Annotated in this window: 18 protein-coding genes; 10 read left to right on the forward strand and 8 right to left on the reverse strand. The window is 70.1% G+C overall.

All coding sequences use genetic code 11. The features are described from left to right. Positions 1–54: 54 nt before the first annotated feature. The 5 genes from Q9R19_RS04315 to Q9R19_RS04335 all read right to left on the reverse strand — a co-directional run bounded on the left by Q9R19_RS04315 (position 55) and on the right by Q9R19_RS04335 (position 5173). The gene (locus tag Q9R19_RS04315) at positions 55–963 is read right to left on the reverse strand and encodes a carbohydrate ABC transporter permease (protein WP_311255104.1); all 909 of its coding nucleotides are present in this window, start codon (positions 961–963) and stop codon (positions 55–57) included. Then, entirely contained in the window at positions 960–1907 is a 948-nt protein-coding gene (locus tag Q9R19_RS04320) for a carbohydrate ABC transporter permease (RefSeq protein WP_396653460.1), read from the reverse strand. The genes Q9R19_RS04315 and Q9R19_RS04320 overlap by 4 nt, the downstream gene beginning before the upstream one ends. 71 nt (positions 1908–1978) lie before the next feature. Further along, entirely contained in the window at positions 1979–3406 is a 1428-nt protein-coding gene (ngcE, locus tag Q9R19_RS04325) for an N-acetylglucosamine/diacetylchitobiose ABC transporter substrate-binding protein (RefSeq protein ID WP_311255106.1), read from the reverse strand. A gap of 85 nt (positions 3407–3491) precedes the next feature. Next, positions 3492–4244: an SIS domain-containing protein gene (locus tag Q9R19_RS04330; protein ID WP_311255107.1), complete on the reverse strand. Its 753-nt coding sequence runs from the start codon at positions 4242–4244 to the stop codon at positions 3492–3494. Continuing rightward, complete coding sequence (locus Q9R19_RS04335; RefSeq protein ID WP_311255108.1) at positions 4241–5173, reverse strand: MurR/RpiR family transcriptional regulator; 933 nt, start codon at positions 5171–5173, stop codon at positions 4241–4243. The genes Q9R19_RS04330 and Q9R19_RS04335 overlap by 4 nt, the downstream gene beginning before the upstream one ends. Before the next feature lie 104 nt (positions 5174–5277). On the opposite strand from Q9R19_RS04335, the gene Q9R19_RS04340 reads away from it, so the two are divergent. Genes Q9R19_RS04340 through Q9R19_RS04350 form a run of 3 tightly spaced genes read left to right on the forward strand, consistent with a single transcriptional unit; the run spans position 5278 to position 8745 of the window. Next, positions 5278–6261, forward strand: coding sequence for a BadF/BadG/BcrA/BcrD ATPase family protein (locus Q9R19_RS04340; RefSeq protein ID WP_311255109.1), 984 nt, complete (start codon positions 5278–5280; stop codon positions 6259–6261). Between the two features lie 38 nt (positions 6262–6299). Further along, positions 6300–7967: an arginine--tRNA ligase gene (gene argS / locus Q9R19_RS04345; RefSeq protein WP_311255110.1), complete on the forward strand. Its 1668-nt coding sequence runs from the start codon at positions 6300–6302 to the stop codon at positions 7965–7967. 1 nt (position 7968) lies between these two features. Next, on the forward strand, positions 7969–8745 hold the full coding sequence (locus Q9R19_RS04350) for an LmeA family phospholipid-binding protein (protein WP_311255111.1): 777 nt from the start codon (positions 7969–7971) through the stop codon (positions 8743–8745). Between the two features lie 27 nt (positions 8746–8772). Here the strand turns inward: Q9R19_RS04350 and Q9R19_RS04355 are convergent, their stop codons facing one another. Further along, positions 8773–9810, reverse strand: coding sequence for a YhjD/YihY/BrkB family envelope integrity protein (locus Q9R19_RS04355; RefSeq protein WP_311255112.1), 1038 nt, complete (start codon positions 9808–9810; stop codon positions 8773–8775). 117 nt (positions 9811–9927) lie between these two features. Between Q9R19_RS04355 and lysA the strand changes: the two genes are divergently transcribed. From lysA to Q9R19_RS04385, 6 genes are all read left to right on the forward strand, one after another. Then, entirely contained in the window at positions 9928–11337 is a 1410-nt protein-coding gene (gene lysA, locus Q9R19_RS04360) for a diaminopimelate decarboxylase (RefSeq protein ID WP_311255113.1), read from the forward strand. Positions 11338–11400: 63 nt separating this feature from the next. After that, positions 11401–12723 carry a homoserine dehydrogenase gene (locus Q9R19_RS04365; protein ID WP_311255114.1) on the forward strand — a complete coding sequence of 441 codons (1323 nt, stop codon included), beginning with the start codon at positions 11401–11403 and terminating at the stop codon, positions 12721–12723. Positions 12724–12752: 29 nt separating this feature from the next. Continuing rightward, positions 12753–13715 carry a homoserine kinase gene (thrB, locus tag Q9R19_RS04370; protein ID WP_311255870.1) on the forward strand — a complete coding sequence of 321 codons (963 nt, stop codon included), beginning with the start codon at positions 12753–12755 and terminating at the stop codon, positions 13713–13715. 166 nt (positions 13716–13881) lie between these two features. Then, entirely contained in the window at positions 13882–16038 is a 2157-nt protein-coding gene (gene rho / locus Q9R19_RS04375; RefSeq protein WP_311255115.1) for a transcription termination factor Rho, read from the forward strand. Positions 16039–16058: 20 nt separating this feature from the next. Next, positions 16059–17132 carry a peptide chain release factor 1 gene (gene prfA / locus Q9R19_RS04380; protein ID WP_311255116.1) on the forward strand — a complete coding sequence of 358 codons (1074 nt, stop codon included), beginning with the start codon at positions 16059–16061 and terminating at the stop codon, positions 17130–17132. A gap of 347 nt (positions 17133–17479) precedes the next feature. After that, a complete protein-coding gene (locus Q9R19_RS04385) occupies positions 17480–18250 on the forward strand; it encodes a hypothetical protein (protein WP_311255117.1) in 771 nt (256 codons plus the stop codon). Positions 18251–18362: 112 nt separating this feature from the next. Here Q9R19_RS04385 and epsC read toward each other — a convergent pair whose 3' ends face one another. Both epsC and cysK read right to left on the reverse strand, forming a co-directional pair. Continuing rightward, on the reverse strand, positions 18363–18932 hold the full coding sequence (gene epsC / locus Q9R19_RS04390; protein ID WP_311255118.1) for a serine O-acetyltransferase EpsC: 570 nt from the start codon (positions 18930–18932) through the stop codon (positions 18363–18365). Positions 18933–18943: 11 nt separating this feature from the next. Next, positions 18944–19891, reverse strand: coding sequence for a cysteine synthase A (gene cysK / locus Q9R19_RS04395; protein WP_311255119.1), 948 nt, complete (start codon positions 19889–19891; stop codon positions 18944–18946). A gap of 111 nt (positions 19892–20002) precedes the next feature. Here cysK and prmC point away from each other — a divergent pair, with 111 nt between their 5' ends. Beyond that, a complete protein-coding gene (gene prmC, locus Q9R19_RS04400; RefSeq protein ID WP_311255120.1) occupies positions 20003–20860 on the forward strand; it encodes a peptide chain release factor N(5)-glutamine methyltransferase in 858 nt (285 codons plus the stop codon). The last annotated feature ends 31 nt before the right edge of the window (positions 20861–20891 follow it).

Consider the following 20891-nt stretch of genomic DNA (forward strand, 5'->3'; position numbering starts at 1 on the left):
CCGGAGGGCCCGGACCCTTGCGGGAACCGGACCCTCCGGCGACGCGGATCGCCGCTACTTGGACGTGCCCTGCGACACGGAGCCCTGCAGCTGGCGCTGGAACAGGATGTAGACGATCAGCACCGGGATGATCGTGATCATCACCGCGGCGAACATCTGCCCGAAGTCCAGCGCGTAGCCCGCCGACGACGCGTACGCGGCCATGCCCTGCGACAGCACGTAGTTCTCCGTGCTGGTGTTCAGCGAGATCGGCAGCAGGAACTGGTTCCACAGCCCCAGGAAGTTCATGATCGCGACCGCGGCCATGCCGGGCTTGGCCATCGGCAGCATCACCTGGAAGAAGGTGCGCCATTCGCTGGCGCCGTCCACGTAGGCGGCCTCCTGGATCTCGTACGGCAGCGACTTGAAGAACGAGAACAGGAAGAACACCGTGAACGGCAGGGCGAACGCCACATACGTGATGATCAGGCCCTGCAGCGTGTTCAGCAGCTGCATGTTCCGCAGGATCATGAACAGCGGCACGATGGCGAGGAACACCGGGAACGTGAGCCCGGCCAGCATCAGGTAGTAGATGACCCTGTTGCCCGGGAGCGAGAACCGCGCGAGCACGTAGGCGCACATGGCGCCCAGGATCATCACGAGCACCAGCGCGACGCCGACCACGATCACGGTGTTCAGGAACATCCGGCCGAAGCTGTTGTCGATCCAGGCGCTGACGTAGTTGTCGAAGTTCCAGTTCGCCGGAAGGCCGAACGGAGACGCGAAGATCTCCTTCGTCGTCTTGAACGAGCCGATCAGCGTCCAGATCATCGGCAGGATCACCACGAGCGACCACAGGGCCATCAGCACGTGGGAGGTGGCCCCGACGGCACGGTCGCCGGCGGAGGACTTGGGGCGGTGGACGGACCGGGTGGATCTCGAGCGGCTGTCGATCGTGACGGCGGCGCGCGTGTCGACGCTCATGCGCGTCCTCCTTCATCCTTGCCGCCGATGAGGCGGAAGACGCCGATGATGAGCGCGGCGAACAGCAGCGTGATCACGGCGAGGACCACGCCCATGGCCGTCGCCAGGCCGAATTGGCCCTTCTCGAATGCCGTGCGGAACAGGTACTGGCTCATCACGAGCGTGCTGTTGCCGGGGCCTCCGGTCGAGTTCAGTCCCGCCATGTACACGAAGGCGTCCAGCGCCATGATGCCCAGATAGATGTATGCGGTCTGCACGTTGTCGCGCATCTGCGGCAGCAGGATCGAGGTGACGGTGCGGAACCGTCCGGCGCCGTCGATGCGGGCCGCTTCCAGCGTCTCGGCGGGGATGCCCTTGATGGCGGCGATGAACAGGATCATGTAGAACCCGACCATGCTCCACACGATCACGAAGATCGTCGCGCCCATCGCCGTGCGCTCGTCGCCGAGCCAGGCGAACTCCTTCGTGTCCAGGCCGATCGCTCCCAGCCCTCCGTTGAGCAGGCCGGTCGGCGAGTAGATCATGCTCCACAGGATCGCGATGACGATCGCCGGGATCACGTACGGGAAGAAGGAGATGACGCGGTAGAAGCTGGAGCCGCGCAGGCCGCGCACCTGACCGTGGCTGGGGCCGCCCACGGTGATCATGCTCGCGAAGATCAGGGCGATGACGATCGTGATCAGCGGGACGATCAGCGCCAGCACCACGTTGTTGAGCATCGCCTGCCGGAAGATGGAGTCGTTGAACAGCTTCACGTAGTTGGCGAAGCCGATGAAGTCCATGTTCGGGGAGAAGCCGGTCCAGTTCGTCATGGCGTAGTAGAGCGCCTGGGCGAACGGGGAGATCACGAAGACGAGGAAGATCGCGAGCGGCACGACGAGGAAGACCGCCACGAACGAGACGAAGTCGAAGGTCAGCTTTCGCCCGCCAAGGCGGGGCGGCATGCGCCGCCCCGCCTTGGCCGCAGTGACCGCGGCCGTCTCGAGCCCCGGTCCACCGCTGACGGTGGAATAGCTCACTTGATCTCGATCTTCTTGATGGAGTCGTCCTCACGCACCTTGTCGACGATCGCCTGCAGCTGCTTGGTCAGCTCGGCGACCGACATCCCGCCGGCCAGGAACGAGTTCCAGATCGGCAGCTGGTCGGAGTTCATCCCGTACAGGTTGGTCGACTTGATGGTGAACACGTTCGACCCGGCGGCCGCGAGCATCTCCGACTGCGACACGAGCGCGGACGAGCCGTAGCCGTCGGCCGGAACCGTGTCCTTGACGATCGTCGGAGCGAGCTTCGCCTTGGCGAACGCCTGAGCGGACTCCTTCGAGAGCATCGTGCGCAGCAGCTCCTTGCCGCCGGCCGGGTTCTTGGCCGACTTGGGGACGATGAACGGCTCGCCCGCCTCGGAGCGCATGGTGCCCTTCGGGGTGGTCTGGTTGCCGTCGAGGGGCAGCTCCGCGAAGCCCTTCATCGCGAAGCCGTCCTTGGTCGTCTTCTTCATCTCGTTCTCGATCCACGAGCCCGACGGATACAGCAGCGCCGCCTGGTCCAGGCTCCACTGCGACTGCGCCTGGGTGAACTGCGTGCCGCCGCCGCCGGGCTTCATGTACCCGGATGCGATGAGGTCGTGCAGGATCTCGAGGATGCTCTGGATGGCGGGGTGCGACCAGGCCTTCGGGTCGAGGTTCTCGAACGGGATGCGGAAGTCATCGCCGGCCTGGATGACGGCGGAGTCCACGACCATCGTGTTGTAGTAGGTCGCGGCCTCCTTGCCCCACAGGAACAGGTACTTGCCCTTCTCCTTCGCCGCGGCGCCCAGAGCCTTCAGATCCTGCCAGGACGTGGGCACCTCCCAGCCGTTCTCCTCGAACAGGCTGGAGGAGTACCAGATGCCGTAGACGGTGAGCACGTAGTTCAGCGCGACGAACCTGCCGTCGAACGTGCCGGGCGCCTCGACGCCGCCGAACAGCGTGTCGCGGATCTTCTCGCCCTCGAGGTTGTTCGAGTCGAGCACGTCGTCGAGCTCCTCGAGCTGGTCGAGGATGGTGTTCCAGCCGATCGAGTTCGCCCCCGAGTTGTCGATCAGGTCCGGCGGGTTGCCGCCGACGAAGCGGGGCTGCAGCTCCTGTGCGATCTTGGTCGAGGAGCTGACCTTGATGCTCACCCCGTCGAGGTTCTTGTTGCCCTCCATGATCTTGGCCGAGGTCTCGACGTAGTCGATGCCGTAGCCGCCGTCGAAGATCACGGCGTCGACCTTCGAGTTCGCCGCGACGCCGAACGGGTTGTCCGCGGAGACCTTGCCGGTTCCCGTTCCGCTTCCGGTGCCCTCTCCGCCCCCGCCGGGAGCGGCGCACGAGGCGAGCGTCGCGCCGAACGGCAGCAGGAGCGCAGCGGTGGCGGCGCCGCGCAGCAGGTTGCGACGGCTGATGGATGCTTCTTTGAGTTCCATCTTCATACCTTCCGTAGTGATGTGATCGGTGTGTTGGGTATCGGACCCTGCGAGGAGATCAGGGGCCCAGGGTGAGCTCGGAGGATCAAGCTCCCCGTCTCAGGCGGCCCGCATAGCGGTCCTCGAGGACGGAGTTGTGCTCATCGCCGCCGGGGATGTTGGCGGAGATGTACATCGGTGGGATCTCGCCGCGTGCGGCGATCGAGCGTGCGACGCCGAGCGTCAGCAGCTGCGCGATGAAGGCGGCCGTGATGGAGGAGATCGCGCCGGCGCTGATGCCCTCGGAGATCTCGAGCGTCGCGTCGCCGTACGGGGCGAGGTTGTCGATGACGACGTCGGCGATCTCGCTCAGCCGCCTGCCGCTGGGGTGCTTGGGCTCCACGCGAGCGGTGTGCTGCAGGCTGGTGACCGCGATGACCTGGTGCCCGCGCTCCTTCGCCCACAGCGCCGTGCCGACGATCGAGCCGTTCACCCCGGAGTTGGAGGCGATCAGGAAGACGTCGTCGTCGCCGACCGGCACGGTCGCCATCAGCTCGTCCACGACCCAGGGCTCGCGCTCCAGCGCGGCGCTGAGCACGTCGGCGCCGCGTCCGCCGTGCATGACGATGTCCCGCAGTGCGAAGCGGTTGGTCGGGATCAGCCCGCCGGCGCGGCCGGCGATCTCCATCGCGAACGCCTCCGAGTGACCGGTGCCGAACGCCTGGATGATCCCGCCGCGATCGAGCGACTGAACCATCAGCGCGATCGCGCCGTCGAGGGCGCCGGCCTCGGCATCGGCCGCGAGGCGCTCCAGCCGGCTGGTCGCCTGCTGCAGCAGGTCGTGCGGTGCGGCGGTCATCGGGCCACCTCCGGGACGAGACCCGCTCTGGCGGCGCGGATCGGACGGCGGTGCGCCGAGACGGCCATGGCACTGGCGGCGAGCCGTGTGGAGGCCTCGCCGAACATCTGCTGTGCGACCAGGAGGTAGAGCAGGTCGAGCACGAGCAGCTGCGAGTGCTTGACGGACAGGTCGTCGGGGCGCAGGTAGCGGGACGGCTCGGCTGTCGCGAGCGACACGTCGGCGAGACCTGCGAGCCAGGAGTCGGCATCGTGGGTGATCGCGACAGTGAAGGCGCCCGCGGCTCCCGCCTGCGAGAGCATCTGCACGGTCTCATCGGTGCGGCCGGTGCTCGAGATGCCGATCGCGACCGACGAGGTGCTCTGCATGACGGCGCTGGTGAGTCCGTCGTGCACGTCCGACCAGGCGTGGGCGCTGACGCCGATGCGATACAGCCTGCCCTGGAACTCGCGTGCGATCACGCCGCTTCCGCCGACTCCGTAGATGTCGACGTGCCGCGACGAGGCGAGCGCGTTCGCGACCTGCATGACGTCGTCCAGGTCGAGGCCCGCCGCGGTGCTCTCGAGATTGGCGACATGCAGCGCGACCAGCGTCTGCAGCACCTTGCCTGGCTCGTCCGTCGCCCCGAACTCCTCGCCGATGTCGGCCTGCCAGCTCTCGTCCGCGTCTCCCCGGCCGATCTCGCTGGCCACGCCCACGCGGAACTGCGTGTAGCCGTCGAAGCCGAGAGCGCGGCAGAAGCGGGTGACGGTGGCCGGCGAGGTGCCGGCGCGGTCCGCCAGCTCGGTGATGGTCAGCTCCACGGGCGCGGCGGGGTGCCCGGTGACCACGTCGGCGATCTTGCTCATCGCCGAGGGCATCGTGTGACGGCTCGCCGCGATGCGACGGGCGATCGTCATTCCGTTGCCGAAGTCCTTGGTCCGTGGCACCATTGCCTCCTGAATCCCGCTGGTCTCCTCGCTGAGGCGAGAAGTCCCGCTGACATGAAAACTATTCTCACGCGACGAAAACGTCAAACAGGACGACATCACAAATGAGTCACGAAGCGCTGCTGCTCGGTATCGACGCCGGCGGGACCACCACCCGAGCCGTCCTGACGGACGCCGCGGGCCGCTGCCTCGGGTACGGTGCCGGCGGGCGCGGGAACCCCATCTCGGCAGGCCCGGATCGGGCTGCCGAGGGCGTGCTGGATGCCGTGCGCGCTGCGCTGGCCAGCGCCGGTCGCGCGCTGGCGGACGTGTCGGTCGTCGTGCCGGCGATGGCGGGCATGCGGGCTGCCGGCGGCTCGGAGTGGCTGCGCAAGAGACTGGCGCCGCACGGCTTCGGGGGTGTGCTGCGGTTCGAGTCCGATCTGCTGGCTACGTATTTCAGTGGCGCGGCGGCGGACGCCGGCTACGCGCTCGTGTCGGGCACCGGTGCCTGCGTGATCCGCGTGCGCGACGGGCGCATCGACGGCACCGGCGACGGCCTGGGGTGGCTGCTCGGAGACCGGGGGAGCGGGTTCTGGATCGGCCGTGCCATCGCCCGCGCCGCGGTGCAGGACCTCGACGGCACGGGGCCGCGCACCGCACTGACCGACCGGGTGCTCGCCCACTACGGGCTCCACCGGACGGGTGTCCGTCACGATGGCCGGTGGCAGGAGCTGGAACTGCTGGTGGCAGCGCTCTACGAGCATCCGCCGATCGAACTCGCGGCGCTGGCTCCATACGCCTTCGAGGAGCCGGACGCCACCGCGCACGAGATCCTGATCACTGCCGGCGAGCAGTTGGCCGACACCCTGTCGGCGGTGCTGCGCGAACCTGGTCCGCTGGTGATCGGCGGCGGCGTCCTAGCGCGGCCGGGACCCGTGCGCGAGGCGTTTCTGGCGCGCTTGGGCGCAGCGGCCGACGCGCTCGAGCTGCGAGCGGTGGACGACGGCGCGGTCGGCGCCGCGATGCTCGCGATCCGCGCCGCCGGCGGGGTCGCCGACGACGCCACGCTGGCGCGGCTGACCCGCGCGGTCGCGGCGTTCCGGTGAGCGGTGCGCACTCGCGGGGCCGGTAGAATCGGGGGGCCATGAATCCAGAAGCCCTCGCCGCAGCCGTCCTCGCCGTCCTCGATCCGATCGCGGCGTCGCTGCGACCCGGCGAACCGCTCGGGGTGACGGCATCCGACGTCGTGCTGGACCGCCCTCGCAATCGCGACCACGGCGACTGGTCCACCAACATCGCGATGCGCCTGGCGAAGCGTCTCGGCACGAATCCGCGTGAACTGGCACAGCGCATCGCCGACGATCTGGGCTCCGTGGACGGCATCGCCTCGGTCGAGGTCGCTGGGCCCGGCTTCATCAACATCCGGCTGTCCGCCGCCGCCGCCGGCGCCCTGGCGAAGACGATCGTCGACGCCGGCTCCGCCTACGGCACGAACGACTCCCAGGCGGGAGTGTCGGTGAACGTCGAGTTCGTGTCTGCCAACCCCACGGGACCGCTGCACATCGCGCACACCCGCTGGGCGGCGCTGGGCGACGCGATCGTGCGACTGCTGCTGGCCAGCGGCGCGCACGCGGTGCGCGAGTACTACATCAACGACGCCGGCGTGCAGATGGAGCGCTTCGCGCTGTCGGTGCTCGCAGCGGCCAAGGGGGAGCCGACACCCGAGGGCGGGTACCCGGGCGAGTACATCGCCGAACTCGCCCGCCGCGTCGTCGCCGCGCACCCGCAGCTGCTGGAGCTGCCCGAGGACGAGCAGATCGTCGTCGCCCGCGATCAGGCCTACGAGTATCAGCTGGCCGAGATCCGGAACTCGCTCGAGCGGTTCAACGTCCCTTTCGACGTGTGGTTCTCCGAGCGCACCCTGCACGCACCCGCCGCCGACGGCGGACCGAGCCTGATCGATCACGCTGTCGAGCGCCTGCGCGAACAGGGCCACGTCTTCGACGAGGACGGGGCGGTGTGGGTGCGGACCACCGACTTCACCGACGACAAGGACCGCGTGATTCGCCGCTCCAACGGCGAGTACACCTACTTCGCGGCGGACGCCGCCTACTACCTGGACAAGGGCGATCGCGGCTTCCAGAACAAGATCTACCTGCTCGGCGCCGATCACCACGGCTATGTGAACCGCCTCAAGGCCGTCGCGGGCGCCGCCGGCGACGACCCGCAGAAGAACATCCAGGTGCTGATCGGGCAGATGGTGTCGATCGGCGGTGCCCGTCTGTCCAAGCGCGCGGGCAACATCATCGAGATGGACGACCTGCTCGACTGGCTGGGCACGGATGCGCTGCGCTACTCGCTGGAGCGCTCGCCCGCCGACTCGCCGCTGGATCTGGACCCCGAGCTGCTGCAGAAGCGCACCAACGACAACCCCGTGTTCTACGTGCAGTACGCCCACGCCCGCACGCACAATGTGGCGCGCAACGCGGCCGACTCCGGTGTGGACCGCTCGGAGTTCGCGCCGGAGCTGCTGACGCACGAGACCGAGAGCGCTCTGCTGGGCGCGCTGCAGGAGTTCCCCCGCATCGTCGCGTTCGCCGCCGAGGTGCGCGAGCCGCACCGCATCGCGCGGTACCTGGAGGAGCTGGCCGGGCTGTACCACCGCTGGTACGACAACTGCCGGGTCATCCCGAAGGGCGACGACCCGATCGAGACTGTGCACCGCACGCGGCTGTGGCTGAACGACGCAGCCGGCCAGGTGCTGCGCAACGGGCTCGAGCTGCTGGGCGTATCCGCGCCCGAGCGGATGTGACGTGACGACGCCGGCGAGCGGAGCGGATGCCGGTCGGCGTCGTGCGCGCTGGCCGTGGATGCTGCTGATCGCGGTGGTGGTGGTCGCGGTGCTGCTCGTCGCGGCCGAACTGGTGGCGCGGGCGGTCGTGCCCGGCCTCGTGCGCTCGGCGGTCGTGCAGGAGCTGAATCTGCCGGCGGATCAGCAGCTGGACGTCGAGACGAGCGGCATCCTGCTGCCGCAGCTGATCTCGGGAACCCTGCACGAGCTGCAGCTGTCCTCCGAGAAGGTGACGATCGGCGGGATCACGGGCGCCGCGCACGTGACCGCCGGCGGCGTGCCCATCCGCGGCGGCGCGCTCGATTCGGCCCAGGGGACGGTCGCGATCGATCAGCACCAGTTCGCGGCGCTGCTGAAGACCTCGCAGCTGCCGATCACGAAGGTCGAGCTGGACGCGCCGGATGCCACCGTGCGGGGCGACATCCCGCTCTTCGGCCGTGAGGTCCCGGTCGGGCTGACGGTCACTCCGGGGGCGCAGGACGGCGACCTGCTGCTGACTCCCGTATCCGCCGAGCTCGGCGGGAGCAGCGTGGACCTGCAGGAGCTCGCCCGCCTGTTCGGAGGGCTGGGGGAGCGGCTGGCCGCGCCGCAACGGGTCTGCATCGCCGATCGCCTTCCTGAGGGCGTCACACTGACGGGACTGCGTGTCGAGCGCGACCGTGCCGTCGCGCGCTTCCGCGTCGACGGACGCATCGGGGTCGATCCCGCGCTGCGCGAGAACGGCACCTGCCCCCGCTGAGCGCGCCCTGCCCCCTGCTGAGCGTGCTCAGTGCTCGCCGTCCGCGGCGTCTCGCGCGGCGCGCAGCACGGCGGTCGCCGTGCGCACGTCCTCCTCCGCGAAGCGGACCGTCAGATCCTGAAGGGTCGGCGTGCCGAAGCGGGATGCCACCCGATCGCGCTGCTCGTGCACCGATTCCACGACGAACGCACTCGCGATCAGGATCACCTGCGTGGAGAGGTTCAGCCAGATCAGCAGCGCCAGCAGCGAGGCGAATGTGCCCAGCAGCGGATTGGCCCTCGCGCCGCCGACGAACAGCCCGGACAGCTCCTGCAGGGCCAGCAGTGCCACGCCGCCGAGCAGGGCCCCGGACCACAGCGCCCGCGCCGAGGCGGTGACGCCCGACAGCATCCGGAACGCCGCCGCGATCAGCACCGCGTTCAGCGCCAGGACGACCAGCGCCGACACGATGCGCACCATCCAGGCGGCGGCCGCCGATCCGCTCGGCAGGCCCACCAGACCCGCGAACCAGTCCACCGCCACCGCTCCGGCGAAGGTCAGCGCCGCGGCTCCCGCGAAGGTGACGGCGATGATCAGCGCGAGCGCGATGTTGCGCAGGATGACCCAGTACCAGGCCACGTCGGCGCTCTCGGTGCCGGCGACGGAGCGGATCGCCGTGCGCAGCGATCCGATCGCGCCCAGTGCGGAGCCCACCAGCCCGACCAGGGCGATGACCCCGGCCAGGGACAGGCCGCCCGCCGCAGGGAGGTCGTCCAGGTCGACGATGCCCTGGCCGCCCGCGGTGGCGATCAGGCCGGGAACGGCCGAGTCGATCGCCTGCACGACCGCACCCCATGCGACATCGTCCTGGGAGAGCCACAGCGCCGCGGCCGAGAAGCCGAGCAGCACGGCCGCGAACACGCTGAACAGCGCGCGGTAGGTCACCGCGTCGGCGAGCACGGGACCACGCCGGGAGGAGTAGCGCAGCGCGGCTCTGACGAGCCGTACGCGCAGTAGCCAGGCGATCACCGCCGATGAGGTGCGCGCGATCAGTCCGGGATGCTCGCTGTCGGTTAGTCCGCTCATCCCGCCACCATAGTCACGACGCGGAACACGGGCGGAGGGGGTTGCGGTGATGACCTAGAATCGGGTCAGCCTCGCCGTGCGCTCCCGCCTCGAAGACCCGTACACGATTGGTGCTCTGTGCATTCCGCTGTCTCCTCGCCCGCTCCCGAATGGCTGACGCCTCCCGACGACGCCAACGATCTGGTGCCCGCGGTGTGGCCGGCATCCGCCGAGCGCGATGCCGACGGCGAACTGGTGCTCGGCGGTGTCACCGCGGGCCGGCTCGTCCGCACCTACGGCACGCCGCTGCAGGTGCTCGACGAGACCGAGGTGCGTCGGAGGGCGCACGTGCTGCGCGCAGCGTTCGACGCCGCTGCGCGGGCGCACGGCACCACCGCCCGGGTGTACTACGCGGGCAAGGCCCTGCTGAACACGACGATCGTCCGCTGGGTGCTGGATGAGGGCCTGAACGTCGACGTCTGCACCGGTGGCGAGCTGGAGGTCGCGCTCGCCGCGGGAGCGGATGCCGGCCGCCTGGGCTTCCACGGCAACAACAAGTCCGTCGCCGAGCTCGAGCGCGCCGTCGCGGCGGGCGTCGGCACGATCATCATCGACAGCGCCATCGAGATCGAGCGGCTCGCCGCGATCGTCTCGCGCGGCGCCTCTGCGGCCGGAGCGGATGCGGCGCAGCGTGTCATGCTGCGGGTGAACAGCGGCGTGCACGCCGAGACCCACGATTTCCTGGCCACTGCCCATGAGGACCAGAAGTTCGGCACGCCGCTGCAGCTCGCACCAGAGCTGGTGGCCCGTATCCGCGAGATCGAGGGGCTCGAGTTCGTCGGCCTGCACTGCCACATCGGCTCGCAGATCTTCGGCGTCGCCGGCTTCCGCGAATCCGCGTCCCGCGTGCTGGATCTGCACCAGGAGCTGCTCGCCGGCGGCGACATCCCGCAGCTGAACCTCGGGGGCGGCTTCGGGATCGCCTACACGCGGGCGGACGCTCCCGAGCCGATCGAGACCCTGGCCGACGGCATCGTCGCGGCGGTGGCGGAGGGGTGCGCCGCGCGCGGCATCCCGGTGCCGGCTCTCTCGTTCGAACCCGGTCGGGCGATCGTCGGCAACGCCGGCGTCACCCTCTACGAGGTGGGAACGATCAAGGACGTGGCGCTCGAGGTCGGCACCCGCCGCTACGTGAGCGTCGACGGCGGCATGAGCGACAACGCGCGGCCGGCCCTGTACGGCGCTCAGTACTCGGCGCGATTGGCCTCCCGCGCGGGGGAGGGCGCGCCGGTGCTCGTGCGTGTGGTCGGCAAGCACTGCGAGTCGGGCGACATCGTGGTGGACCACGAGCATCTCCCCGGCGACGTCGCACCGGGAGACCTGCTCGCGGTCGCGGCGACGGGTGCGTACTGCGCGCCGCTTTCGAGCAACTACAACCACGTGCCGCGACCGCCGATCGTCGCCGTGCGCGACGGGGAGTCCCGCGTGATCGTCCGCGGGGAGAGCATGGCCGATCTGCTCGCCCGCGACGCCGGCATCCAGCGGTGAACCCGCTTCCCGAATCCGGGCGCACCCTGCCCGACACCGAAACCGACGTGCTGAGGAGCGCTGATGACTGATTACCGACGACTTCGCGTGGCGCTGCTGGGTGCGGGCGCTGTGGGCTCTCAGGTCGCGTCGCTGCTGCTCAAGCACGGCGACGAGCTCGCCGACCGCGCGGGCGCCCGGCTCGAACTCGCCGGCATCGCGGTGCGCGATCCCGACGCGCCGCGCGATGTCGAGCTGCCGCGCGAGCTGTACACCACCGATCCCGAACCGCTGATCACCGGCGCGGACATCGTGATCGAGCTGATGGGCGGAATCGAGCCGGCCCGCTCGCACATCCTGCTGGGCCTGGGCTCCGGCGCCGACGTGGTCACCGCCAACAAGGCGCTGCTGGCCACGCACGGGCCGGAGATCTTCGAGGCCGCCGACCGGGTCGGCGCCTCCGTCTACTACGAGGCGGCGGCTGCCGGCGCCATCCCGATCATCCGCCCGCTGCGCGACTCGCTCGCCGGCGACCGCGTCGTGCGGATCATGGGCATCGTGAACGGCACGACCAACTACATCCTCGACCGGATGGACTCCGAGGGCGCCGACTTCGCCGACGTGCTCGCCGACGCGCAGCGGCTCGGCTACGCCGAGGCCGATCCGACCGCCGACGTGGAGGGCTACGACGCCGCGCAGAAGGCGGCGATCCTGGCATCCCTCGCCTTCCACACCGCCGTGCCGCTGGATGCCGTGCACTGCGAGGGGATCACCGCGATCACCGCCGACATGATCGAGGAGGCGCGCGATGCGGGCCTGGTGATCAAGCTCCTCGCGGTGTGCGAGCGGCTCAGCGAGGCGGGAGGCGAGTCGATCTCGGTGCGCGTCTACCCGGCGCTCGTACCGCGCTCGCATCCGCTCGCCTCGGTGCACGGCGCCAACAACGCCGTGTTCGTCGAGGCCGAGGCCGCGGGATCGCTGATGTTCTACGGCGCCGGCGCCGGCGGTGTGCAGACGGCCTCCGCCGTGCTCGGCGACGTCGTGTCGGCCGCGCGCAGGCACATGGCGGGCGGCACGGGGGTCGGCGAGTCGACCAGGGCCAACCTGCCCATCGTCTCGATCGGCCACGTGGTCACCCGTTACCAGATCACCCTCGAGGTCGCCGACGAGCCGGGCGTGCTCGCCACGATCGCGAACCTGCTCAGCGACGGCGGCGTGTCCGTCGCCACGCTGGTTCAGACCGCGGTCGACGCCGATGGGGAGTCCGGTGCCGCCGGCGGCACGGCGCGACTGATCATCGGCACGCACCGTGCGGCCGACAGCGCGCTGAGCGCCGCCGTCGAGCGCCTGACCGCCAGCGACGTCGTCGAGCGCGTCATCTCCGTGCTGCGGGTCGAAGGGGAGTGAGCATGAGCGTCACCGTGGTGCCCGCCGACATGGAGCCGGTCGTCTCCGACGCCCCCGTCGTCGACGGCGCTCTGCGAACGGTCACGGTCACGGTGCCCGCCACGAGCGCGAATCTCGGACCCGGATTCGACACCCTCGGGCTCGCGCTGAGCGTGTACGACATCCTCACCGCGTCGTCGTTCGACGACGACCGCCTCGAGATCGAGGTGGCCGGCTCGGGCGCCGCGGAGATCCCGACGGATGCCAGCAACCTCGTCGTCCGATCGATCGCGCACGTCTACGCGGACGCAGGGCGGCGGATGCCCGGGCTGCGCATCCAGGCGCTCAACGGCGTCCCGCACGGACGCGGCCTCGGGTCGTCGGGCGCCGCGGTCACCGCGGGCATCCTGATCGCGAAGGGTCTGCTGGCCGGCGATGTCGACATCGACGATGTCGCGCTGCTCCGCCTCGCGACCGAGCTCGAGGGCCACCCCGACAACGTGGCGCCGGCGCTGTTCGGCGGTCTGACGATCGCCTGGACGGGCGAGAGCGGACCTCAGCACAAGAAGCTGCTCGTGCACCGCGGCGTCGCGCCGCTGGTGCTGGTGCCCGGCTTCACGATGTCGACCTCGCTGGCACGCTCGCTGCAGCCGCCGCAGGTGTCGCGCGAGGACGCGGTGTTCAACGTCTCCCGCTCCGCGCTGCTGGTCGCCGCACTCACGCAGAGCCCCGAGCTGCTGCTGGACGCCACCGCCGACAGGCTGCACCAGGACTACCGCGGCAGTGCCATGCCCGAGACGCTGCGCCTGGTGCAGGCTCTGCGAGCCGAGGGCTTCGCCGCCGTCGTGTCGGGTGCCGGGCCCAGCGTGCTGGTGCTCGCAGACGGGCCCGGAACGCGTCAGCGCGCGGTGGAGGTGGCGGATGCCGTCGCTGACACTCCGTGGGACGCGCACATGCTCGCCGTCGACGTGCGTGGTGGTACAGTTAGGGATCGAGCGGAGGGCTCCACGTAACTTCGTGAATCTCGCCCCATCGCACTTCTGCGAAATCCGCACGCGATCCCCAGTACCACCCGGGTGCTGGCAGGCCGACGTTCTACTTCGTCAGCGCGTGTGAACGCGCAGCCTCGGCTGCGCACATCTGGATTGCTCATTTCCCACGACATATGAGGGAGTACTCGTGGAGACCTTCTCCGAGACCCAGAACGACCAGCCGACCGCCGAGGCGGCCGCGACCGAATCGGCGCCCGTGCGCAAGCGCGCTCCGCGCCGCGCCACCACGGCATCCGCTGCGGCCGCCGCGGAGACGCAGGGCGAGGCGCCCGCCGCGGCGGCATCCGACGCGCCGTCCTCTGCTGAGGCGCCCGCCGAGGAGAAGCCGAAGGCGGCGCGGCGCACCCGCGCGAAGAAGGCGGATGCCGAGACGCTCGACATCCCCGACGCGACTGCGGCATCCGATGCTGCTCCCGCCGCCGACGATGCACCTGCGAAGCCGGCGCGCAAGCGCGCCACGCGCACCGCGGGCAAGAGCGCTGCGGCCGACGCGCAGTCCGAGCCGGCCGGCGAGACCGCGTCGAGCACGGCGCAGGGCGCCGGCTCCGACAAGAGCGCGGAGCAGGGCGCCGAGGGCAGCGGCTCCGAGGGCACGGGCTCCGAGGGCAGGGGCTCCGAGGGCAGGGCCTCCGAGGACGCCGCCCCCGCCAAGCGCCCGGCGCGCAGCCGTCGTGCCAAGGCAGCCGACGCGGACGCTTCGCCGCAGGCATCCGACACTCCTGCCGAGAAGAAGGACGACGCGGACGGCTCCGCCTCGTCCGACCAGTCCGCGCAGGGCGACCAGAGCTCGGCCAAGGGCAAGCAGAGTGCGCCGAAGGACGAGTCGAAGGACGGTCAGAGCTCCGACGGTGACGACTCGTCCGACGGCGAGGGCTCGAACCGCGGCCGCAGCCGTAGCCGCAACCGCAGCCGCGGGCGCGGTGGCAAGGGGGAGAACGGCTCCAACGGCCAGAACGGCTCTCACGGCCAGAACGGCTCGCAGAACGGCGGCCAGCAGGATCACGGCCACGACGACGACCAGGGCTCGGGCCGCACCCGCCAGCGCAACAAGCGTCGCGGCGGCGGCAACCAGAACGCCGACGAGTTCGAGACCGAGATCGGCGAGGACGACGTGCTGATCCCGGTGGCGGGAATCCTCGACGTGCTCGACAACTACGCCTTCGTGCGCACGACCGGTTATCTCGCCGGCACCAGCGACGTGTACGTCTCCCTGGGCCAGGTGAAGAAGTACAACCTGCGCAAGGGCGACGCGATCGTCGGCGCCATCAAGCAGCCCCGCGAGGGCGAGCAGCAGGGGCGTCAGAAGTACAACGCGCTGGTCAAGGTCGACTCCATCAACGGGCTGTCCCCGGAGGACGCCGGCAACCGCGTCGAGTTCGGCAAGCTCACCCCGCTGTACCCGCAGGAGCGCCTGCGCCTGGAGACGGCCCCCGAGAAGCTCACGCAGCGGATCATCGACCTGGTCGCGCCGATCGGCAAGGGCCAGCGCGGCCTGATCGTCGCGCCCCCGAAGGCGGGCAAGACCATCGTGCTGCAGCAGATCGCGAACGCGATCGCGCAGAACAACCCCGAGGTGCACCTCATGGTCGTGCTCGTCGACGAGCGGCCGGAAGAGGTCACCGACATGCAGCGCACGGTCAAGGGCGAGGTCATCGCCTCGACCTTCGACCGCCCCGCCGAGGATCACACGACGGTCGCCGAGCTCGCCATCGAGCGCGCCAAGCGCCTGGTGGAGCTGGGCCGCGACGTGGTGGTGCTGCTCGACTCGATCACCCGTCTGGGCCGCGCGTACAACATCTCGGCTCCGGCATCCGGTCGCGTGCTCACGGGCGGCGTCGACGCCTCGGCGCTGTACCCGCCCAAGCGCTTCTTCGGCGCTGCGCGCAACATCGAGAACGGCGGTTCGCTGACCATTCTCGCCACCGCGCTGGTGGAGACGGGCTCCAAGATGGACGAGGTGATCTTCGAGGAGTTCAAGGGCACCGGCAACAGCGAGCTGCGCCTGTCGCGCGCGCTGGCCGACAAGCGCATCTTCCCCGCGGTGGACGTCAACGCGTCCAGCACCCGCCGCGAGGAGATGCTGCTCTCGGCGGACGAGGTCAAGATCACCTGGAAGCTGCGCCGCGCCCTCGCGGGCCTGGACCCGCAGCAGGCGCTGGAGGTCGTGCTCGGCAAGCTGAAGGAGACCAGCTCGAACGTGGAGTTCCTGTTCCAGATGCAGAAGTCGGTTCCGGCGCCCGCCTCGACCGGGTCCACGCACGCGCACGAGAACAGCATCCGCTGAGGCGCAGCCCAGGCTGACTCGTGTTCGAATCCGTCCAGGCGCTGATCGACGAGCATCGCCGGGTGCAGGAGGAGCTCTCCGACCCGGCGGTGCACGCCGACGCCGCGCGCGCCAAGCGCGTGAACCGGCGCTACGCCGAGCTGAACCGCATCGTCGCGGCGCACGAGGCGTGGGTGCGGGCCGGGGAGGATCTGGGTGCCGCTCGCGAGCTCGCCCGCGAGGATGACGCGTTCGCCGCCGAGGTGCCGGGACTGGAGGACGGGCTGCGTGCCGCGCAGGAGAAGCTGCGCCGCCTGCTGATCCCGCGCGATCCCGACGACGGCCGCGATGTGATCATGGAGATCAAGGCGGGGGAGGGCGGTGCCGAGTCGGCGCTGTTCGCCGCCGATCTGCTGCGCATGTACCTGCAGTACGCCGCGCACCGCGGCTGGAAGACCGAGCTGCTCGAGCGCAACGAGTCCGACCTGGGCGGCTACAAGGACGTCCAGGTGGCGATCAAGGGATCGTCGTCCGATCCGTCTCAGGGTGTGTGGGCGCACCTGAAGTACGAGGGCGGCGTGCACCGCGTGCAGCGCGTACCCGCCACCGAGTCGCAGGGGCGGATCCACACCTCCACCACCGGCGTGCTCGTCTTTCCCGAGGTCGATGAGCCGGAGGAGATCCAGATCGACCCGAACGATCTGAAGATCGACGTGTACCGGTCCTCCGGTCCGGGTGGGCAGTCCGTGAACACCACGGACTCGGCCGTGCGCATCACGCACGTGCCGACGGGGATCGTCGTGTCGATGCAGAACGAGAAGTCGCAGCTGCAGAACCGCGAGGCCGGCATGCGCGTGCTGCGCGCCCGGCTGCTGGCGCGTCAGCAGGAGGAGCTGGCGGCAGCGGCATCCGATGCCCGTCGCTCCCAGATCCGCGGCATGGACCGCTCCGAGCGCATCCGCACGTACAACTTCCCGGAGAACCGCATCGCCGATCACCGCACCGGGTACAAGGCCTACAACCTGGATCAGGTGATGGACGGCGCGCTCGAGCCGATCATCGACTCCTGCATCGAGGCCGACGAGGCCGAGCGTCTCGCTGCCGTCGGCTCCTGACGCTCCCGAAGCCCGTCTATGTGGCGCAAAGCGCCCTGGATCGCCGATTTTCCGGGCGCAGCGCGCCACATAGACGGGCCTGTGGAGAACTTCTGCGAGCCGTTGGGGCATTCCGACACTCTGGGGGGATGCCAGCGCAACCACTCCCTGCGGAACTCGGTGCCGCCTTCTCCACGCGTGAAGCGCGCACGCTCGGGGTCACCGCGAAACGTCTCCGCGGGCGGGATCTGAGCATCCCCTTCCGCGGCTCCCGGATGAGATGCGATCTGCCGGACCACGTCGATCCGTCGGACGCATCCGATCCGCCGGACGAATGGACGCAGAAGCGAATAGAGCATCTCCGCCTCATGGGCGGGTACCGCCCCGTGATGACGGACGGTGGGTTCTTCTGCGGCCAGAGCGCCGCGGTGGCCTGGGGCATCCCTCTACCACCCTGGTGCTGGCCGGACAGCGTGCTCCACGTCGGCATCCACCGGCCGCGGCGGGCTCCGCGGCGCCCACGCGTCATCGGCCACAAGTTCACGCGTGGTTTCATCCATGTGACGAGCTTGGAAGGGCTTCCGCTCACGGATCCGGCGAGCACCTGGGCGACTCTGGGAGGTGTCCTGCCGGAGGAAGCTCTGGTCGCAGCGGCAGATTACCTGCTGCGCACGCCGCGGCATCCCGGAGGATTCCGACCGGCGGTGGGCGCGGCTCTCGCGACCCGCGATGAGCTCCGCGTTCTGACGGAGCGCAAGGGAAGGCCGGGGGCGCCGCGGCTGCGTCGCGCGCTGGATCTGGCGCGCGACGGCGCCGCCTCGCCTCCCGAGACGCAGATCCGGCTGATCCTGCGCGAAGCGCACCTGCCCGAGCCGGCGCTGGACTTCGATGTGCACGACCAGCGCGAAAGGTTCCTCGGATGCAGCGAACTGGCCTATCCCGAACTGAAGATCGCGATCGAGTATGAGAGCGATGGGCATCTCACTCGGCAGCAGCTGCAACGCGATATCGACAAGTACCAGGCGTATGCCGAGGCGGGGTGGGATGTCGTCCGGCTGACCTCTCAGCATGTCTATCGCGATCGCGCCGAGGCGGTCCGGCGCGTTCGTGCGGCCCGTGACCGCGCGATCACGCGCTGACGCTCCCAGCCCGTCCCGCCCCCGTCCCAGCCCGTCTATGTGGCGCGTTGCGCCCCGAACGCACGGGATTCTGGGTACGAAGCGCCACATAGACGCGCGCTCGGGCGGCGGGTCAGATCGAGTAGTCGGGGGCGGAGAGCAGCGCCTTCACGCTCTCGTCGGCGTCGCGGGGCCGGGCCTTGGCCGGCATCCCCACCAGCACGCTGTCCGGCGGTGAATCCCGCGTGACGACCGCGTTCGCGCCGATGACCGAACGCGCGCCGACGCGCACCGGTCCCAGGATCTTCGCGCCGGCGCCGACCGCCACGCCGTCCTCCAGGGTGGGATGCCGTTTGCCGGCGTCCCTGGTGCGTCCCCCGAGTGTCACGCCGTGGTACATCATCACGTCGTCGCCGATCTCGGCGGTCTCGCCGATGACCACACCCATCCCGTGATCGATGAACAGCCGTCTGCCGATCCGCGCTGCGGGATGGATCTCGATGCCGGTCAGACAGCGCGTGAGCTGCGAGCCCAGGCGCGCCGGGAACCGCAGCCCCCGCCGCCACAGCCCATGCCACGCCCGGTGCGCCCAGACGGCGTGCAGGCCCGGGTAGAGCGCGGCGATCTCGAGCGCGCTGCGTGCGGCGGGGTCACGGCGCCGGGCGGCCGCGATGTCCTCGCGCATCCGGGAGAGGGCGCTCATCTCAAGATCCGTCAGGCCTTCGGCTTGTCGCGCAGATCCTCGAACAGCGCGGTGGAGATGTAGCGCTCACCGGTGTCGGGGACGACCACGACGATCGTCTTGCCCGCGTTCTCGGGCCGGTCGGCGACCTTCAGCGCCGCCCACACCGCGGCACCCGCGGACATGCCGACCAGGAGCCCCTCCTTGGCGGCCAGCTCGCGCGCCGTGCGCAGCGAGTCCTCGTACTCCACCGGGAAGACCTCATCGAGCAGCTCGCGATCGAGCACGTCGGGAACGAAGTTCGGTCCGATCCCCTGGATGCGGTGCGGACCGGGATGTCCTTCGCTGAGCACGGGGGAGTCCTTGGGCTCCACGGCGATCACCTGCACGTCCGGCTTCGCCTCCTTCAGCGCCTGACCGGCGCCGGTGACCGTGCCGCCCGTGCCGACCCCGGCGACCAGGATGTCGACGTTCCCGTCCGTGTCGCGCAGGATCTCCTGCCCGGTCGTCTCGCGGTGGATCTTCGGATTCGCCTCGTTCTCGAACTGTCGCACCCACACCGCATCCGGGTTCTCGGCGAGGATCTCCTTGAGCACGTCGATCGATCCGGTCATGCCCTTGTGCGGGTCGGTGAGCACGATCTCGGCGCCGAACGCGCGCAGCAGCACGCGCCGCTCCTTGGACATGGAGCCGGGCATGGTCAGGATCACCCTGTAGCCGCGCGCGGCGCCCACCATCGCGAGCGCGATGCCGGTGTTGCCGCTGGTGGCCTCGACGATCGTGCCGCCGGGCTTGAGCTGACCGGAGGCCTCCGCCGCGTCGACCATCGCGATGCCGATGCGGTCCTTGACACTCGATGCGGGGTTGTAGAACTCCAGCTTCGCGAGGACCGTCGCGCTCAGGCCCTCGGTGACGCGGTTCAGCCTGACCAGCGGGGTGTTGCCGAACGCGGTGGTGATGTCGGAGTGGATGCCGGCCATGGCGGGCCTTTCGTCGAAGGGTGTCGAAGTGAGCAGCGTGTTCAGCCTACGACCAGCCCACCCGGAGGCCGCCGAATGTGTCCGGGCGGTCGTCGCGCCTACGCTGGGAGGATGCCCGATTCCCTCTCCGCGCGCCTGCACGCCGTCGCGCACCGGCTCGCCGACGCCGGGGTGCCCGACCCGATGGTGGATGCCGAGCTGCTGACCGCCCACGTGCTGGGGATCAGCCGGGGCGAGCTGCAGGCCGCCGCCGTCCGCGGCGGCGAGATCGGCGAGGAGGATGCCGCCCGCCTGGACGCACTGGCGGCGCGGCGGGCGGCGCGTGAGCCGCTGCAGCACCTCACCGGTGTCGCGGCGTTCCGGCATCTCGAGCTGGCGGTGGGCCCCGGCGTCTTCGTGCCGCGCCCGGAGACCGAGACCGTGGTGCAGATCGCGATCGACGCGCTGATGGAGAGCGCGTCTCCCGCGCCGGTGGCGATCGATCTGGGCACGGGCAGCGGCGCGATCGCCCTGGCGATGGCCACCGAGGTCCCGCACGCGCGGGTGTTCGCGGTGGAGCGCTCGCCCGAGGCGCACGCGTGGGCGGCGAGGAACACCGCGGATGCCGAGAATCTCACGCTCGAGCTCGGTGATCTGGCCACCGCCTTCGAGCGGCTCGCGGGCACGGCATCCGTCGTCATCTCCAACCCGCCCTACGTGCCCGACGACGCGATCCCGCGCGATCCGGAGGTGCGCCTGCACGACCCGGCCCAGGCGCTCTACGCCGGACCGGACGGGCTGGACGTGATCCGGGTGATCAGCCGCCGCGCGCAGCGCCTGCTGCATCCGGGCGGGTTGCTCGTGCTCGAGCACGGCGAACTCCAGGGGGCGCAGATCCGCGATCTGCTGGCGGCAGACGGCTGGCGCTCCACCGCCACCCACGAGGATCTCACCAGGCGCGACCGCGCCACGACAGCGCTGAGCCGCTGAACCGCTGAACCGCTGAGAGCGACGGCGCGCG

The organism is Microbacterium sp. ARD32 (assembly GCF_031844385.1).
In the GTDB taxonomy this organism is placed as follows: Bacteria; Actinomycetota; Actinomycetes; order Actinomycetales; family Microbacteriaceae; genus Microbacterium.

Bases quoted from the DNA above. Each gene is read 5' to 3' on its own strand.
- thrB (WP_311255870.1), top strand. From the start codon at position 12,753: ATGGAGCCGGTCGTCTCCGACGCCCCCGTCGTCGACGGCGCTCTGCGA.
- cysK (WP_311255119.1), bottom strand. From the start codon at position 19,891: ATGGCCGGCATCCACTCCGACATCACCACCGCGTTCGGCAACACCCCG.
- Q9R19_RS04315 (WP_311255104.1), bottom strand. From the start codon at position 963: ATGAGCGTCGACACGCGCGCCGCCGTCACGATCGACAGCCGCTCGAGA.
- prmC (WP_311255120.1), top strand. From the start codon at position 20,003: ATGCCCGATTCCCTCTCCGCGCGCCTGCACGCCGTCGCGCACCGGCTC.
- Q9R19_RS04340 (WP_311255109.1), top strand. From the start codon at position 5,278: ATGAGTCACGAAGCGCTGCTGCTCGGTATCGACGCCGGCGGGACCACC.
- argS (WP_311255110.1), top strand. From the start codon at position 6,300: ATGAATCCAGAAGCCCTCGCCGCAGCCGTCCTCGCCGTCCTCGATCCG.
- epsC (WP_311255118.1), bottom strand. From the start codon at position 18,932: ATGAGCGCCCTCTCCCGGATGCGCGAGGACATCGCGGCCGCCCGGCGC.
- Q9R19_RS04320 (WP_396653460.1), bottom strand. From the start codon at position 1,907: ATGCCGCCCCGCCTTGGCGGGCGAAAGCTGACCTTCGACTTCGTCTCG.
- ngcE (WP_311255106.1), bottom strand. From the start codon at position 3,406: ATGGAACTCAAAGAAGCATCCATCAGCCGTCGCAACCTGCTGCGCGGC.
- Q9R19_RS04355 (WP_311255112.1), bottom strand. From the start codon at position 9,810: ATGAGCGGACTAACCGACAGCGAGCATCCCGGACTGATCGCGCGCACC.
- Q9R19_RS04330 (WP_311255107.1), bottom strand. From the start codon at position 4,244: ATGACCGCCGCACCGCACGACCTGCTGCAGCAGGCGACCAGCCGGCTG.
- Q9R19_RS04365 (WP_311255114.1), top strand. From the start codon at position 11,401: ATGACTGATTACCGACGACTTCGCGTGGCGCTGCTGGGTGCGGGCGCT.
- Q9R19_RS04385 (WP_311255117.1), top strand. From the start codon at position 17,480: ATGGGCGGGTACCGCCCCGTGATGACGGACGGTGGGTTCTTCTGCGGC.